Origin of the sequence: Azorhizobium oxalatiphilum (assembly GCF_014635325.1) — a bacterium.
Taxonomy (GTDB): domain Bacteria; phylum Pseudomonadota; class Alphaproteobacteria; order Rhizobiales; family Xanthobacteraceae; genus Azorhizobium; species Azorhizobium oxalatiphilum.
On the sequence record NZ_BMCT01000007.1, the window covers coordinates 36,923 to 52,391 of the forward strand.

The window sequence follows — 15,469 nt, forward strand, 5'->3', positions numbered from 1 at the left end:
TCAGCGCAGCTTGAGCTTGGGGTTCAGGGCGTCGTTCAGCCCCTCGCCCACGAGGTTGAGCGACAGCACCACGAGGATGATGGCAAGCCCCGGTTCGGCGACGAGGAACCAGGCCGAGCGCAGGCTCTCGCGCCCGGCGCCGATCATGGCGCCCCAGGTCAGCACGTTGGGATCGCCCAGCCCGAGGAAGGAGAGGCCCGCCTCGGTGAGGATGGCGGTGGCGACCATGATGGAGGCGGTGACGATGATGGGGGTCAGGCAGTTGGGCAGGATCTGGCCGAAGATGATGCTCCGTTCGCTCATGCCGATGACGTAGCAGGACTGCACGAACTCGCGCTCGCGCAGGCTCATCACCTCGGCGCGCACGAGGCGCGCCACGGGGGGCCATGAGACCAGCGCCAATGCGGTGATGATGGAGGTGAGCGCCGGACCGAAGATCGCCACCAGCACCACCGCGAGGATGAACTGCGGCATGGTCTGGAACATCTCGGTGATGCGCATCAGCACGTCATTGACCCAGCCGCCGTAATAGCCCGACAGCGCGCCCACGGTGATGCCGATGGCGAGCGCAACCAGCGTTGATATGCCGCCGATCATCAAAGCGCTGCGCGCGCCGTGCATGATGCCTGCGGCCACATCGCGGCCCAGCGGATCGGTGCCGAGCGGATAGGCCATGTCCTCGCCCGGCCACAGCAGCGGGGCTGCCACCATGTCGGCGGGATCGTCGGGATAGAGCACGGGCGCCAGCAGGGCGGCGGCGACGATGGCGATGAAGATGGCGAGGCCGAGCACGGCCGTGCGCTTGCGGCGGAACAGCCGCCAGAGATCGAGAAGGGCTTTCATCGCGCGACGATCCGCGGATCGAGCCAGCTATAGGTGAGGTCCACGAGGATGTTGATGATGATGACGAGGATGGAGCTCATCAGCAGAATGCCGATCAGCAGCGAATAGTCGCGCTGGAACACGGCGTCATAGGTGAGGCGCCCGAGGCCCGGCCAGTTGAACACCGTCTCCACCACCACGGCGCCGCCGAGCAGGGATGCGGTCTGCATGCCGAGCATGGTGACGATGGGCAGCAGCGCATTGCGCACCACATGGCGGACCGTGACCTTGGCGCCACCGAGGCCCTTCGCGCGGGCGGTGCGCACGTAATCCAGGCTCATCACCTCCAGCATGGAGGCGCGCATGAGGCGGGTGTAGATGGCGAAATAGAACAGCGAGAGCGTCAGCGCCGGCAGCACCAGATGATGTGCCACATCGAGGCTGCGGACGAGAAGGCCGGGGTTCTGCTGCGTCACGTCATAGAAGCCGCCCGAGGGCAGGATGCCGAGCGTGACCGAGAACAGGATGATGAACATCAGCCCGATCCAGAAGATCGGCATGGCGTAGGCGAGCAGCGCCACGAGCGAGATCAGGTCGTCCAGCAGCGTGTTGCGCCGCACGGCGGCGAGGGCACCGAACAGCACGCCCATGGCGACGGACAGCACGATGCTCACGCTCATCAGCAGCAGCGTCGGGCCGACGCGCTGGAGAATGAGATCGCGCACGGGGGCGTTGTTGCGGATGGAATAGCCCAGATCGAGCTGGGCAATCTGCACGCCATAGCGCGCCAGCTGCACATAGAGCGGCTGGTCGAGCCCGTATTTCTCACGCAGCTGCGCCATATAGGCGGCATCGCCCGTGCCCGCCTCGCCGGCCATGACGTCGATGGCGTCACCGGGGGCGAGATGCAGGATGATGAAGCTGAAGAGAATGATGCCGAGAATGACCGGGATGGCCTGAAGAATGCGGCGGATCAGGAAGCCCGCCAATCCTCCGCCGGTCCTGCCTCTACCGGCCCTCGCTGTGCCCGGTCCTGCCGTCTCCACTCTGGCCATGCCGTTCCGTCCGCTTGGGTTTGAAGCCGCAAATCAAACGAACTCCCGGAGGTCCTGCCTTAGGTCTGTTTGCCGCATTATTCACTTATGTGCGGCGTTATATATTGGCGCGGCGGAGTAAAACTTTGCTCCACCTCGCGGTGTCACGCTTTTGCCTGACATGACAAATGGACAACACCTGCATGATGATTGCAAGCGTGTTTTGCAAACAGGTGTTTGAAATTTGCCGCAAGCCACTCCCACCCCCGCGACGGCACGTCTGTGGGGGGCGGCTGCCGGCAGGCGGGATCAGCCGCCGAGGCTGGCGATCAGCTCCTGCCGCAGCACCTTGCCGTAATGCGAGCGCGGCAGTTCCCGCCGCAGATGCACGCTCTTCGGCCGCTTGGGGCCGGTGAGCACGTCGCGGGAGAAGGCGAGGATGTCGTCGGCGCTGGCCGCACCCTCCTCGCGCAGCACCACGAAAGCGGTGACGGCCTCGCCCCATTCCATGTCCGGCACGCCGATGACGGCGGCTTCGCGCACGGCGGGATGGCGGGCGATGGCGTCCTCCACTTCCTTGCTCACCACCGACATGCTGCCGGTGCGGATCACGTCCTTGAGGCGGCCGGTAATGGCGAGGTCGAAGCGGGCGGTGATCTGGCCGATGTCGCCGGTGCGCAGCCAGCCGTCCGCGAAGGCGGCGGCGGTGGCGTCGGGGTCGTTCCAGTAGCCGGCCATCACATGCGGGCCGCGGATCAGCACCTCGCCGGTCTCACCGGGGGGCGCGTCGGGATCCACGTCGGCGAGTTTCAGGTCATAACCGAACAGCGGCTTGCCCACGGTCTCGCGCACCGCCATGCGGTCCTTGCGGCCGTTGAGGCGCTCGGGCGCGAGATAGCAGGTGATCGGCGCCTCGGTCAGGCCATACAGCATGCCGATGCGCGGGCCGATCAGCTCGATGGCGCGGTCGAACACCGTTTCCGGCAGGCGCGAGCCGCCCACATGCAGGGCTTCCAGCGCGTTGAGGGCCACGTCGTCGGGCGAGAGGTGGTCGAGCACGCGCAGGAGCTGGGTGGGCACCAGCGAGGTACGGGTGGCGGAGAAGCGGGCCATCTGGAACGGGAAGCGCTCCGCATCGAAGCGCCCGCCCAGCACCACGCGGGCGCCGCCCAGCAGGTAGGAGAGCGTCACCACCTGCGCCACGGGCCAGAGCGGGCGCACATTGAGGAAGACGCTGTCGGGCTGGATGTTGAAGCCGCTGATGGTGTGCTGGGCCACGGCGCTGAGGTTGCCGTGGCGCAGCATGATGGCCTTGGGCTGGCCGGTGGTGCCGCCGCTGAGATTGAGCGAGGCCAGGTCGCTTTCCATCCCCACCGGCACGAAGCTGTCGGAGGCGCGGGCCAGCAGATCCTCGTAATCATGGGCGCCGGGCAGGGGGCCGCGCACCGCGATCACGTGGCGGAGCGTCTCCACCTGCGCGGTGATGCCGTGCACCGCCTGCGCCATTTCCGGGCTGGTGACGAGCACGCTGGCGCCCACATGGCGCAACTGGGCGACGATGTCGGCGGTGCCCGTCTTGGGGTCCATGGGCACGCGCACGAAGCCAGCGGCCATGGCGCCGTATTCCGCTTCCAGATATTCGCGCACGTCGGGCAGCAGCAGGGCCACGCGCTCGCCGCGCGCGACTCCAAGCCCCGTGAGCGCCTGTCCGAAACGGGCGACGCGGCCGAAGAAGGCTTCGAACGTCCAGGGCCCCGCCTCATCCACGACGGCGATGCGGGGTCCATGCCAGGCGCGAGCCCGGCGGAAGTGGGAACCGAGGTGCATCCTACCAACCCTTCAGAAGGACGCGGCCAGTGGTTTCGCGACTTTCCATCAACCTGTGCCCTTCCCCGACCTCGCGAAAAGGCAAAAATGCGTGAACGATCGGCTTTATGGCGCCGGTGGCCATCAGATGAAGGGCCATGCGAACGTCGGCATAGGTGGCATTTCCGGAGCCGGAAATGCGCAGCCGCCGTCCGATGACGAGGCCGGGATCGAGGCTGACGGGCCGGGCTTCCACATTGCCGAGGATCACCACCGAGGCACGTGAGGCGCAGGCCCTGAGGCTCTCCCCCAAGGTCGTCGAGACCACGTTCTCCAGCACGATATTCACGCCTTCCTTGCCCGTCTGGCGCCAGACCTCACCGCTGAAGGCACCATCGGGGCTCACAATCACTACGTGCGCGCCAGCGGCGCGGATCGCTTCTTCCTTGCCCGGTGAAGATGTGACGGCGATGACACGCATGTTGAGCGCGCGGGCGAGCTGGATCTGGTGCAGGCCGAGGCCGCCCCCGGCTCCTGTCACCAGCACCGTGTCGCCGACCTTGCCTTCGGCCACGCCGACAAGGGCGCGGATGCTGGTGCCCACGGGGCAGACGGCCAGCGTGGCGCTGTCGAGATCGAGCGCGTCGGGCACGGGCACGAGGTTGCGCAGCGGCACGCAGCAATATTCCGCATAGCCGCCCCCGCCATGCTCGCCGAGCACGCGGCTGTTGCGGCACAGGTCCTGCCGCCCGCCGAGGCAGTTGGGGCATTGGCCGCAATAAATGCGCTGGTAGATCACCACGCGCTCGCCGATGCGGCTGGCGGGGCCGTTGGCACCGACCTCCTCCACCACGCCGGAAATCTCGTGGCCGAGGATCTGGCCGGGCGTGTCGCGGGGGATGCGGCCGCCCCGCGAGAGCACGTCATGATAGCAGATGCCGGCCGCATGGATGCGCACCAGCGCCTCGTCGGGGCCGGGGGTGGGACGATCCACGCGCACGGCCCGGAACACGTTCGGCGGGCCGAAGGCGGGGAAGACGACGGCATTCATCAGGGGCATCGGCGCATCAAGTCCTCAGTGCCGTCGATCGTGGGCCGCAGCGGCGACCCGGTAATCGTCGTGACCCTCCACGAAAGCACGCGCGGCGGCGGCTTCCAGCCGCGCCGCCTCGGCGCTGGCCCGGCGGGAGAAGGTGGCGAGGCGCTTGGTGGCCTGCACGCCCACCGCCGGGAAGCCGGCGATCCGCGCCGCCCATTCGGCGGCGGCGGCGTGCACGTCGTCCACCACCGCATTGAGCAGGCCGAAGCCGAGGGCTTCCTCCGCCGTGACGTTGCGGGCCATGAGCAGCAGTTCCATGGCGCGGGCCTGTGGAATGACCTCGCCGAGGCGCATGGCGCTCATGGCGGAGATCATGCCGTGCTTCACTTCCGGATAGCCGATGATGGCGTTGCGGGCGGCGAGGCGCAGGTCGCAGTGCAGCGCGAGCGTCATGCCCATGCCGATGCAATAGCCGTGCATGGCGGCGATCACCGGCTTGTCGAGCCGCACGCCGACGCCGGGAATGGCATCCAGCAGCACCTCGGTCGTGACCATGCGGCCGGTGCGGTTGATCTCCTTGATGTCGGAGCCGGCGCAGAAGGCCCGCTCACCGGCGCCGGTGAGCACCGCCACCCGCACGGCATCGTTGGCGGCGATCTCGCGCCAGATGTCTCCCAGCCGCTCCTTGGATGGCACGTCGAGCGCGTTCATCACCTCCGGGCGGCGAATGGTGACGGTCGCCACGCCCTCGGCGATGTCCAATGTGATCGCCATCTGTCCTCACGTTCCGACGCGAATGATACGCACCTGAGCAGGTTATGCCGAAATGGTGTTGCGAAACATGCCACGTCAGCAAAAACAAAGTCATAACAATAATAAAAGGCGACAGGAAAGGGGGCTTCCCGGCAGCATTCACGGAATGCAGCACAACCGGCGTTGACCTCCCAATGCTGTTTTATTTGCAGGTCATGTCCCCACGGCATATCGGACGTGCTGGAATCAGCGATGCACGCGGCTGTCGGCGCCGAGATGGGCGTTGATGGTATCCACCAGCGCCTGCACCGGCCGCGAGGCGACGCGCCGCTCCGGCCGCAGGACGCGGAAGGAGAAGTCGATCGCCGGCTGAAAGGGGCGGGTGATCAGTCGCCCTTCGCCGAAGCTGCTGGCGGTGAAGGGGTCGCACAGCGTCACGCCCGCGCCCGCGGCCACCAGTGCGCAGGCGGCCATGGAGGTGAGCGCTTCCGCCCGTGGCGTGACCTGGCCGAAGGCTTCGAACCGCCGCATCAGGGCATGCCCCACCTCGGTGTCGTGCGGCAGGCTGATGAGGGGATAGCTGGCCAGATCCTGCAAGGTCACGGCGGACTTGGCGGAGAGCGGATGGCCGACGGGCATGACGCAGAGGCAGGGTGCGTAATAGGTGTATTCCACGGTCAGGCTGGAGAAAGCGGCGGGCATCTGGGTGACGCCCACATCGAACAGCCCCGCTGCCAGCCCGTCGAGAATGCGGGCGGAGGCGTGCACCTCGAAGGTGATCTTGGTTTGGGGATGTTCCTGCATGAAGCGGGCGATGGCCTGCGGCACGGGGCCGAAGCACATGGCGGGAATGGCCGCCACCCGCAGGTGGCCGCGGCGAAGCTCGCGGATGTCGCGTGCCACCTTGGCGAGGCGCTCCAGTCCCACGTAGCTGACCGTCAGCTCGTCATGGAAGGCGGTGCCCTCGGGCGTGATGATGAGGCGCTTGCCCTCGCGCAGGAACAAGGCGAAGCCGAGCGAGCGCTCCAGATCCGCCAGCCGGCGGGAGACGGCCGGCTGGGACAGGTTCAGGCGGCGACTCGCGGCGGTGACGCTCCCCGTGGCCACGACGGCGTGGAAGATGTCCAGCTGCACGGCATTGAGCCGCGTGCCGCCGTCGCCCTTGCTGACGGCGGAGCTGACATAATCGTCGTCGTCATCCTCTGTTCGGCGAACCATGACCCCTCCGCAACCTGCCCGGCAGTGTTGCAGCAAATTCGCGTCCGCGCACGAGGGTCTTTTGGGTAGCCAGTTGCTGTTTCAGTACGTGCCGGGGTACTGGCCGCCATCCACCAGAAGGCTCTGGCCGGTGATGAAGCCGGCATAGGCCGAGCACAGGAAGGCGACGCAGGCACCGATCTCGGCGGGCTCGCCATAGCGCCCCGCCGGATTCTGCTTCATGCGCTCGGCCCAGATGTCCTCGAACGGGCGCCCGGTGATGGCCACCAGCCCTTCCACATGGTGCTTCTGCGCATCGGAGGCGATGATGCCGGGCAGCACATTGTTGATGGTGACGTTGCGGGCGACCGTCTGCCGGGCGAGGCCGGCGGTGAAGCCCACGAGGCCGGACCGCGCGCCGTTGGACAGCGAAAGGTCGAGCTGGGGCGTCTTGACGCTGCGGGAGACGATGTTGACCACCCGGCCGAAGCCGCGATCCATCATGCCGTCCACGGTGAGGCGCATCATCTCGATGGGCGCCAGCATCATCCGGTCGAGCGCGCGGATCCAGTCGGCCCGCGCATAGTCGCGATAGTCGCCGGGGGGCTCGCCATCGCCGTTGTTGATCAGGATGTCCGGTGCGGGGCAAGCGGCCAGCGCCGCCGTGCGACCCTCTTCCGTGGTCAGGTCGGCCACCACATGAGCGACCGGGAGGCCCGCTGCGGCGGAGATCTCGGCGGACGCCTGTTCAAGCGTCGAAAGCGTGCGGGCGGCGATGGTGACGTGGACGCCATCACGCGCCAGCGCCTCGGCGCAGGCGCGTCCCATGCCCCGGCTGCCGCCGGTCACGAGGGCGCGGCGGCCGGCGATACCGAGATCCATGCTTCAGGGCTCCACTGATCAGGCCGACAGGCCCGAGCCAACACAACTCGGGCCAGCATAGAGCCGGATGGGTTCGGATTTCATCAATCCGAACGCTGAATCCGCCCCTAATGTACTTCAGCTCAGGCTGCGACGGCGGAAAGCGGGGCGATCTTGAAGCCGTACTTCCGATCCAGCTCCAGCTCCTGGATGATGCGGATGCCCTTGGCGAGGGCGTCACCCTGCAGCCCGGTCAGCGGCTTGCGCAGATCGCCCACCGGCAGGCCGACCGCCTTCATGAGCGATTTGACCGCCACCGGATTGATGGCCGAATAGGTGTAGTGCAGCAGCGGCAGCAGGCCGAGATAGGCATCCTTGAATGCCTCGGCGCCGAGATCGCCCTTCCACGGGGTGGAGATGGTGGCCAGTTCCGCCGGGGCGAGGTTGCCGGTCATGTTGGCGGTGCCGTGGCCGCCGAGGCTCATGGTGGGCACCACGAGGCCGAGGTTGGGGCTGTCGCAGCACATCACCGAGACATCGGGGCGGGCGGCCAGCACCTGCGCCACCTGCCCGACGCGGGTGGTGGATTCCTTATGGATCACATAATTCGGGTGCTTGAAGATGCGCAGCAGGTTGTCCCAGTGCAGGTCGCTCTTCACGCGCGGCGGGTTGTTGTAGATGCCGAGCGGCAGGTCGGTGGCATCCGCCACGTCGAGGAAGAAGGTCTCGATGTCCGCTTCCGGCGCGCAGATATAGGCCGGGGCGGCCAGGATTGCGCCGTCGGCGCCGTTCGCCTTGGCGAACTGCACGTTCTCGATGGTGGTTTCGGTGTTGTTGCCGGTGCAGCCGAAGAACAGCGGCATGTCCGGCGTCTTCATCTTCGCCGTCTCGACGATGACCTGCTTCTTCTCCTCGGCCGAGAGCATGGAGGTCTCACCCGTGGAGCCCATGATCAGGATGGCGGCGGTGCCGTTGTCCCGCTGGAACTTCAGCAGGTCGCGGAAGGCGCCGAAATCCACCGAGCCGTCCTTGTTGAAGGGCGTGACGATGGCGACGAAGGAACCGGTGATCTTGTCCATGGAAGGCCTCGTGCCGGAAGCGGGCGCCTGAGCCCGGAAGGGGGCGAAGATGCGTAGGACCAACAGGTCGGATTCTGGCCGTCTGCCGGCTGGCGCGCACCGGAAAAATCCGGGACGGAAGCCGTTTTTCAAATAAGTGTTTGAAATTTGGCCCGCACCCGTCACCCTGTCAATAGTGTCCGTGGATCCATGCCTTTCGACAGGGGTTCCTGACGCAGGGACAGGGCAGGAAGAGGGGATTATGGCGATCGTCCGCAAGCCGCATCTGGCCCATTGGGGTGCCTTCTCCGCACTGGTGGAGGATGGGCGGCTCATCGGCTGCGCGCCGTTCGCGAATGATCCCGCGCCCTCGGCCATGCTGGAGAGCATCACCCCCGCCGTCTATTCCGACAAACGCATCCGCCGGCCGGCGGTGCGGGAGAGTTTTCTGCGGGCTGGCCACAAGGCCGGCGGGGCGGGCCGTGGCCGCGAGCGGATGGTGGAGGTGGACTGGGACACCGCCCTCGACCTCGTGGCACGGGAGATCGCCCGCGTGGAGGCCGCGCACGGGCGCGAGGCTTTGTTCGCCGGCTCCTACGGCTGGTCCTCCGCCGGTCGCTTCCACCATGCGCGCTCGCTGGTGCGGCGCTTCTATTTTTCCGGCGGCGGCGGCGTCGATCAGGTAGGCAATTACAGCTGGGGTACGGCGCAATTCCTGCTGCCGCACATCATCGGCACCTACCAGCCGCTCACCGGCCGCGTCACCGCATGGCCCAGCATCATCGCCCACACCGATGTCTTCCTCGCCTTCGGCGGGCTGGCGCTGAAGAACGGGCAGGTGGCCTCCGGCGGGGCTGCCGAGCACACGCAGGAGAAATGGCTGCGGGCATTGGCGGCCAAGGGCATTCCGGTCATCAACATCTCGCCCACGCGCGGCGATTGCCCCGACTTTCTGAACGCCGAATGGATCTCCATCCGCCCCAATACGGATGCCGCCTTCATGCTGGCGCTGGCGCATGAAATCCTGCGGCTGGAAGGCGCCGACACGGATTTTCTCGGCCGCTGCACGGTCGGTTTCGCGCCCTTCGCGGCCTATGTGCGCGGCGAAAGCGACGGGGTGGAGAAGACCCCGGAATGGGCCGAGGCCATCTGCGGCGTGCCGGCGTCCCGCATCGCGCGGCTGGCCGGGCAATTGGTGGGCGCGCGCTCCTACATCACCTGCGCCTTCGCCGTGCAGCGGGCGGAAAATGGCGAGCAGCCCTATTGGCTGGCGGTGGCGCTGGCGAGCCTGCTGGGGCAGGTGGGCCTGCCGGGCGGCGGGTTCGGCTTCGGCCATGGCTCCATGAACGGTGTCGGCAATCCGCGCCCCGCCACGCCCGGCCCGGAGATGGCGGTGGGGGCGAACCCGCTGAAGCGCGCCATTCCCGCCGCCCGCCTCACCGAGATGCTGGAGGGACCTGGCACGCCCTACGCATTCAACGGCGGTACCGAGACCTATCCCGACGTGCGGCTGGTGCATTGGGCGGGCGGCAATCCCTTCCACCACCATCAGGACCTCAACCGCCTGATGCGGGCGTGGGAGAAGCCCGAGGCGGTGATCGTCAACGAGATCTGGTGGACCCCCACCGCCCGGCGTGCGGACATCGTGCTGCCCGTCACCACCACGCTGGAGCGCAACGACATCGGCGGCTCCTCCCGCGACCGCTACGTCATCGCCATGCAGCAGGCGATCGCGCCGCTGCATGAGGCGCGCTCCGATTTCGACATCTTCGCCGATCTCGCCGCACGGCTCGGCCATGAAGCGGCCTTCACCGGCGGGCTGGACGAGATGGGCTGGATCCGCGCCATCTATGAGCAGTGCGCAGCGGCGAACCGGGTGGCGGGCATCGCCTTCCCCGATTTCGAGACGTTCTGGGCCGAGGGCGCGGTCGAGTTGCCCGAGCCCGCGCAGGACTTCGTGCTGTTCGCCGATTTCCGCGCCGATCCCGCACGTCATCCGCTGAAGACACCGAGCGGGCGCATCGAACTGTTCAGCGCCGCCATCGCGGGCTTCGCGCTGGAGGACTGCCCGCCCCATCCGGTGTGGCGGGCGCCCCGCGAATGGGCGGGGGCGGAGCGCGCGCGGGACTATCCGCTGCATCTGCTCAGCGTGCAGCCGGCGGACCGCCTGCACAGCCAGATGGATTTCGCGCCCTTGCCGCAGGCCGGCAAGGTTGCGGGCCGGGAGGCGCTGACCATGCATCCCGCCGACGCTGCCGCGCGGGGCTGCCGGGCAGGGGAGACTGTGCGGGTGTTCAACGATCGCGGCGCGCTGCTGGCGGGGCTGGTGCTCGATGCCGGCGTGCGGCCGGGCGTGGCGGTGATCTCCACGGGGGCGTGGTTCGACCCCGATCCGTCCGATCCGGCAGGTCCCGAGCGCGCGGGGACGGCCAATGTGCTGACGCGGGATGTGGGCACCTCGCAACTGACGCAGGGGCCGAACGCCATGAGCTGCCTCGTGGAGGTGGAGCGCGTACCGCAGCAGGGCGAGGGGACACGCGAAATCCTCGAACGCAGGACCAGCCTCGCGGACGTGTGACGTCAACGCGCATCCTGCGGACGGGTGACGCAAAGCCTTTGTGCGCCGTGCGAATGCGGGGTTTACGTGCGCCTCCGGACGATCCCGTCGCCGTGATGCGACAGATTGCGACAGATCAATTCGTTTCAGAATTTTCTGAAATAGCTGTTGCAAGCCATGACGACACTTTCTCCCCTTGTTCAGGAATTCGTGCTCCATTTCGGTGAAATGGGCAGCCGCTGGGGCATGAACCGGACGCTGGGGCAGATCTATGCCTTGCTCTATGCTTCGCCGGAACCGCTCTGCGCCGAAGACATCACCGCGGCGCTCGATGTTTCCCGATCGAACGTCTCCATGAGCCTGCGTGAATTGCAGGGGTGGAATCTCGTGCTGCTGAAGCACAGGCCGGGAGACCGGCGGGATTTCTTCACCACGCCGGAAGACGTCTGGCAGATTTTTCGCACCCTCGTGGAAGAACGCAAGCGGCGGGAGGTTGACCCAACGCTAGCTGTGCTGGACGATCTGATCAGCCGGACGGCCGCCGGGGAGGGCGACCGTCATGCGCAGGCCCGGATGCGTGAGATGTATGGCCTGATCGGCCAGCTCACCACCTGGTACGACGATGTGCGCAAGCTCGATAATCCGCGTCTGGCCGCCTTGCTGGGGCTGGGGGCGAAGGTCACGCGATTTCTCGACGCGGCCACCCGTCTTGGGCCGCGCCGTCGTGCTTCGAAGGGGGAGACCGGGCAATGACCGCGCCGTCCCACATCCGTGCCGCGTCTGCCGTGGCCTCAGCGGGGGCGGCCCCTGCGGGCACCGCCGCATCGGCCCTGCCGCCACCCGCCACCATGCGGGCCGGAGCGGAACCCGGTTTCACGCGCCACATGCGCACCACCGGCACCCCCCGCCATGGCCGGCTGCGGGCCGCGCCCGTGGGGCAGGCGGCCACTGCCGCGCCGGAGGGTGATCCCCGCCGCATCGGCAAGCGCATGACCTCCCTCGGCGCCGGGCTGCAGGTGGTGGCCGCGCTGCTCTTCATCGCGCAGGCGGCGTTGATCGCCCGTGCCGTGGGCGCCATTGCCGATGGGGCCGGCGCTGAGGCCATGCTCATTCCCGCCGGCCTCGTGCTGGCGGTGGGCGCGGTGCGGGCCTATCTCGACATGCTGGGCGCGCGCCTGTGCTACCGCGCGGCGCGCGGCGCGCTCACCGCCTTGCGGGCGAAGACGGTTGCCGCCCTTGCCGCCCGCTCTCCGCTCGATCCCGAACGGCCCGCCGCCGGCGCCGCCGCCAGCGCGCTGGCCGAGCAGGCGGAAGCGGTGGTGCCCTATCTCTCCCGCTTCCAGCCGGCGCGCATGAAGTCCAGCGTGGTGCCGCTGGTGCTGCTCGCCGCCGTGCTCTGCTTCTCCTGGGCGGCGGCTCTGGTGCTGCTGGTGGCGCTGCCCTTGATCCCGCTGTTCATGGCCCTCATCGGCATGCGGGCGCAGGCCGCCAGCGAGCGCCAGCTCGCCCAGATGGGCGACATGAACGGCTTCCTGCTGGATCGGCTGCGCGGTCTTGCCACCATCCGGTCGCTCGGCGCCGTGGACCTCACTACCGGCCGCCTGCGCGACGCCGCCCAGAGCCTGCGCGACCGCACCATGGTGGTCCTGCGCATCGCCTTCCTCTCCTCCACCGTGCTGGAGCTGTTCTCCGCTCTCGGGGTGGCGCTGGTGGCGGTGTATGTGGGCTTCCATCTACTGGGGGCCATGGATTTCGGCACCTGGGGCGGTCCGCTCTCGCTGGCCGAAGGCCTGTTCATCCTCGTGCTGGCGCCGGCCTATTTCGAGCCCATGCGCGAACTGGCCGCCGTGTGGCATGACCGCGCCTCGGGCGAAGCCGCCTTCACCGCGCTGGAGAAGCTGGCAGCGCCCGGCCTTCCCCTGCCGGGCGCGGACCGCGTGACCTGCGAGCCGGCCGCGGGTGGGTTCGCGCCGGAGGTGACGCTGTCCGACGTGAGCTTCCGCCATGTGTCCGGCACCGAACCCTTCGCCGCCTTCTCCCTCACCGTGCAGCCCGGCGAGCGCGTGGCGCTGCTGGGGCCGAGCGGGGTGGGCAAGTCCACTTTGCTCGCCATCATGGCCGGGCTGGTGCCCGTGGCGACCGGCGAGGTGCGCATCGGCGGCACCCCGCTCAACGCCGAGACGGCGGCGGACCTGCGCGCCGGCATGGCCTGGATCGGCCAGAGCCCACGCTTCTTCGCCGGCTCGCTGCGTGCCAACGTCGCCCTTGGGCGCCCCGACGTGGGGCCGGAGGCGGTGGACGAGGCGCTCACCTTCGCCATGCTGGACGAGGTGACGGGCGGGCGCACAGGTGCTGCCATGGGCGAGGACGGCGCCGGGCTTTCCGGCGGCGAGGCGCTGCGGCTGGCGGTGGCGCGGGCGGCGGCGGATCCGCGTGCGCAACTGGTGCTGGCGGACGAACCCACCGCCCATCTCGATACCCAGACGGCGGACGACATGACCGAGGCGCTGCTGACGCTGGCCATCGGCCGTACCCTCATCGTCTCGACCCATGATCCGGTGCTCGCGTCCCGCATGGACCGCGTGATCCGGCTGGAGGCCCGCGCATGAGCCCGCATGGCGAACCTGCCCTTCCCGCGCCCCGCGCGCGCCTGCCCTGGGCCTCGCTGAAGCCCGTGCTGGCCCTGTTCCGTGCCGAGGCCGGCTGGACGCTGTTCGGCGGCATGGTGCTCGCCGTCTGCACCCTGCTGGCGGGCATGCTGCTGCTCGGCCTCTCCGGCTGGTTCATCACCGCCACCGCGCTCGCCGGCCTCTCGGCGGCTACGGCGCTGACCTTCGATGTCTTCTCGCCCTCCGCCGGCATCCGCTTTCTGGCGCTGGCCCGCACCGGGGCGCGCTATGGCGAGCGGCTCGTCACCCACGAGGCGACGCTGGGCGTGCTGGCGGGCCTTCGGGCGCGCCTGTTCCACGGCTGGGCGGCGCCCGGCGCGGCGCGGACCCTGCTCGCCCGCCCGGCCCGCATCCTGTTCCGCCTGACTGAAGACATCGACGCGCTCGGCAATCTCTATCTGCGCGTGCTGGTGCCCGTGGCGGCCGCCATCCTCACCAGCCTTGCGGCGGGCTTCGCCTTCGGTCTCGCGGCCGGCCCGCTGGCCGGGGTCATGCTGGTGGCGGGTCTGCTGCTGGTGGGGCTGGGCCTGCCCTATGCGGGCGCGCGCACCGCCTTTGCCGCCAACCGCCGGCGGGTGCATGCCACCGAGGCCCTGCGCGCCCGCACCATCGACCTCATGGCTGGCCAGACCGATCTCGTGATGGCGGGCCGCCTCGTGGCTCAGGGCGAGCGCGTGGTTGCGGCCGATGCGGCGCTGGCCGTCGCTGATGACCGGCTCAACCGCATCGAGACCCTGGTGGGTGCCGGCCTCGGCTTCGGCGGCGCCGCGCTGGTGACGGGTGCCCTGCTGGTGGCCGGCGCGCTGGCGCAGGCGGGCAGCATCACGGCCCCCGTGGCGGCGGCGCTGGTGCTCGGCGCGCTGGCGGTGCTCGAACCCTTCGCGGCCCTACGGCGCGGCGCGCTGGAGCTGGGGCGCGCGCTGCTCGCCGCTCGTCGCCTCGCGCCCCGTCTCGATGCCGAGGTGTCCCCGGCGGTGCCTCTGCTGCCGCCGGAGGGGATTGCGGTTCAGCTCTCGGGCGTGGCGCTGCGTCATGCGGGTGTGGAGCGGCCGGTGCTTGATGATGTTTCGCTCAGCATCGCGCGCGGCGAGCGTGTGGGGCTGATCGGGCCGAGCGGGGCGGGCAAGTCCAGCCTCATCGCCTTGATCTCCGGCGAGGCTGCGCCCGATGGCGGCAGGGTGGCTGCAATGTCCGGCACGGTGCTGACGCAGCGCACCGAACTCTTTCAGGACAGCGTGCGCGACAATCTGCGCCTCGCCGCCCCACAGGCGGATGATGCCGCGCTGTGGGCGGCGCTGGAGGAGGCGGGACTTGCGCAGGACGTGCGCGCCATGGACGGCGGGCTCGACGCGCGGCTCGGCGAGGGCGGCCTCGGCCTGTCCGGCGGGCAGGCGCGCCGGCTCGCCGTGGCGCGGCTGATGTTGCGCGGCACCGACCTCTGGCTGCTGGACGAGCCCACCGACGGGCTCGACGCCGACACCGCGCGCGGTGTGCTGGCCAGCCTCTCCGAACAGGCGACCGGGCGCACGCTCGTCGTCGCCACGCACATCCGTCGTGAAGCGGAGTTGTGCGACCGCCTTCTCGTGATCGCGCAGGGCCGCATCGTCGCCCGCATCGCGCGCGGGGATGCCGCCTTCGCGGCTGCGCTCGCCGGGCTCCGGCCCGACTGAGCA

At 68.9% G+C, this 15,469-nt stretch carries 12 protein-coding genes; 4 read left to right on the plus strand and 8 right to left on the minus strand.

Going from position 1 to position 15,469, the window contains the following annotated elements:
* The 8 genes from IEW24_RS20570 to IEW24_RS20605 all read right to left on the minus strand — a co-directional run bounded on the left by IEW24_RS20570 (nt 1) and on the right by IEW24_RS20605 (nt 8,591).
* A complete protein-coding gene (locus tag IEW24_RS20570) occupies nt 1–843 on the minus strand; it encodes an ABC transporter permease (RefSeq protein WP_188582185.1) in 843 nt (280 codons plus the stop codon).
* The gene (locus IEW24_RS20575; RefSeq protein ID WP_244644577.1) at nt 840–1,811 is read right to left on the minus strand and encodes an ABC transporter permease; all 972 of its coding nucleotides are present in this window, start codon (nt 1,809–1,811) and stop codon (nt 840–842) included. The genes IEW24_RS20570 and IEW24_RS20575 overlap by 4 nt, the downstream gene beginning before the upstream one ends.
* Nucleotides 1,812–2,165: 354 nt before the next feature.
* Complete coding sequence (locus tag IEW24_RS20580; RefSeq protein ID WP_280514989.1) at nt 2,166–3,683, minus strand: class I adenylate-forming enzyme family protein; 1,518 nt, start codon at nt 3,681–3,683, stop codon at nt 2,166–2,168.
* 1 nt (nt 3,684) lies between these two features.
* The gene (locus IEW24_RS20585; RefSeq protein WP_188582191.1) at nt 3,685–4,713 is read right to left on the minus strand and encodes an alcohol dehydrogenase catalytic domain-containing protein; all 1,029 of its coding nucleotides are present in this window, start codon (nt 4,711–4,713) and stop codon (nt 3,685–3,687) included.
* Between the two features lie 24 nt (nt 4,714–4,737).
* Complete coding sequence (locus IEW24_RS20590; RefSeq protein ID WP_188582194.1) at nt 4,738–5,475, minus strand: enoyl-CoA hydratase/isomerase family protein; 738 nt, start codon at nt 5,473–5,475, stop codon at nt 4,738–4,740.
* A gap of 225 nt (nt 5,476–5,700) precedes the next feature.
* A complete protein-coding gene (locus IEW24_RS20595) occupies nt 5,701–6,672 on the minus strand; it encodes a LysR substrate-binding domain-containing protein (RefSeq protein WP_188582196.1) in 972 nt (323 codons plus the stop codon).
* Nucleotides 6,673–6,753: 81 nt separating this feature from the next.
* Nucleotides 6,754–7,533, minus strand: a complete 780-nt coding sequence (locus IEW24_RS20600; RefSeq protein WP_188582199.1) for an SDR family oxidoreductase — start codon at nt 7,531–7,533, stop codon at nt 6,754–6,756.
* Between the two features lie 122 nt (nt 7,534–7,655).
* Complete coding sequence (locus IEW24_RS20605) at nt 7,656–8,591, minus strand: 4-hydroxy-tetrahydrodipicolinate synthase family protein (RefSeq protein ID WP_188582201.1); 936 nt, start codon at nt 8,589–8,591, stop codon at nt 7,656–7,658.
* 241 nt (nt 8,592–8,832) lie between these two features.
* On the opposite strand from IEW24_RS20605, the gene IEW24_RS20610 reads away from it, so the two are divergent.
* The 4 genes from IEW24_RS20610 (at nt 8,833) to IEW24_RS20625 (ending at nt 15,466) form a co-directional block, all read left to right on the plus strand.
* Nucleotides 8,833–11,148, plus strand: a complete 2,316-nt coding sequence (locus IEW24_RS20610; RefSeq protein ID WP_188582203.1) for a molybdopterin guanine dinucleotide-containing S/N-oxide reductase — start codon at nt 8,833–8,835, stop codon at nt 11,146–11,148.
* Between the two features lie 156 nt (nt 11,149–11,304).
* Complete coding sequence (locus IEW24_RS20615; RefSeq protein WP_188582205.1) at nt 11,305–11,880, plus strand: GbsR/MarR family transcriptional regulator; 576 nt, start codon at nt 11,305–11,307, stop codon at nt 11,878–11,880.
* A gap of 131 nt (nt 11,881–12,011) precedes the next feature.
* On the plus strand, nt 12,012–13,736 hold the full coding sequence (gene cydD / locus IEW24_RS20620; protein ID WP_188582647.1) for a thiol reductant ABC exporter subunit CydD: 1,725 nt from the start codon (nt 12,012–12,014) through the stop codon (nt 13,734–13,736).
* Entirely contained in the window at nt 13,733–15,466 is a 1,734-nt protein-coding gene (locus IEW24_RS20625; RefSeq protein WP_188582207.1) for an amino acid ABC transporter ATP-binding/permease protein, read from the plus strand. The genes cydD and IEW24_RS20625 overlap by 4 nt, the downstream gene beginning before the upstream one ends.
* Nucleotides 15,467–15,469: the final 3 nt, after the last annotated feature.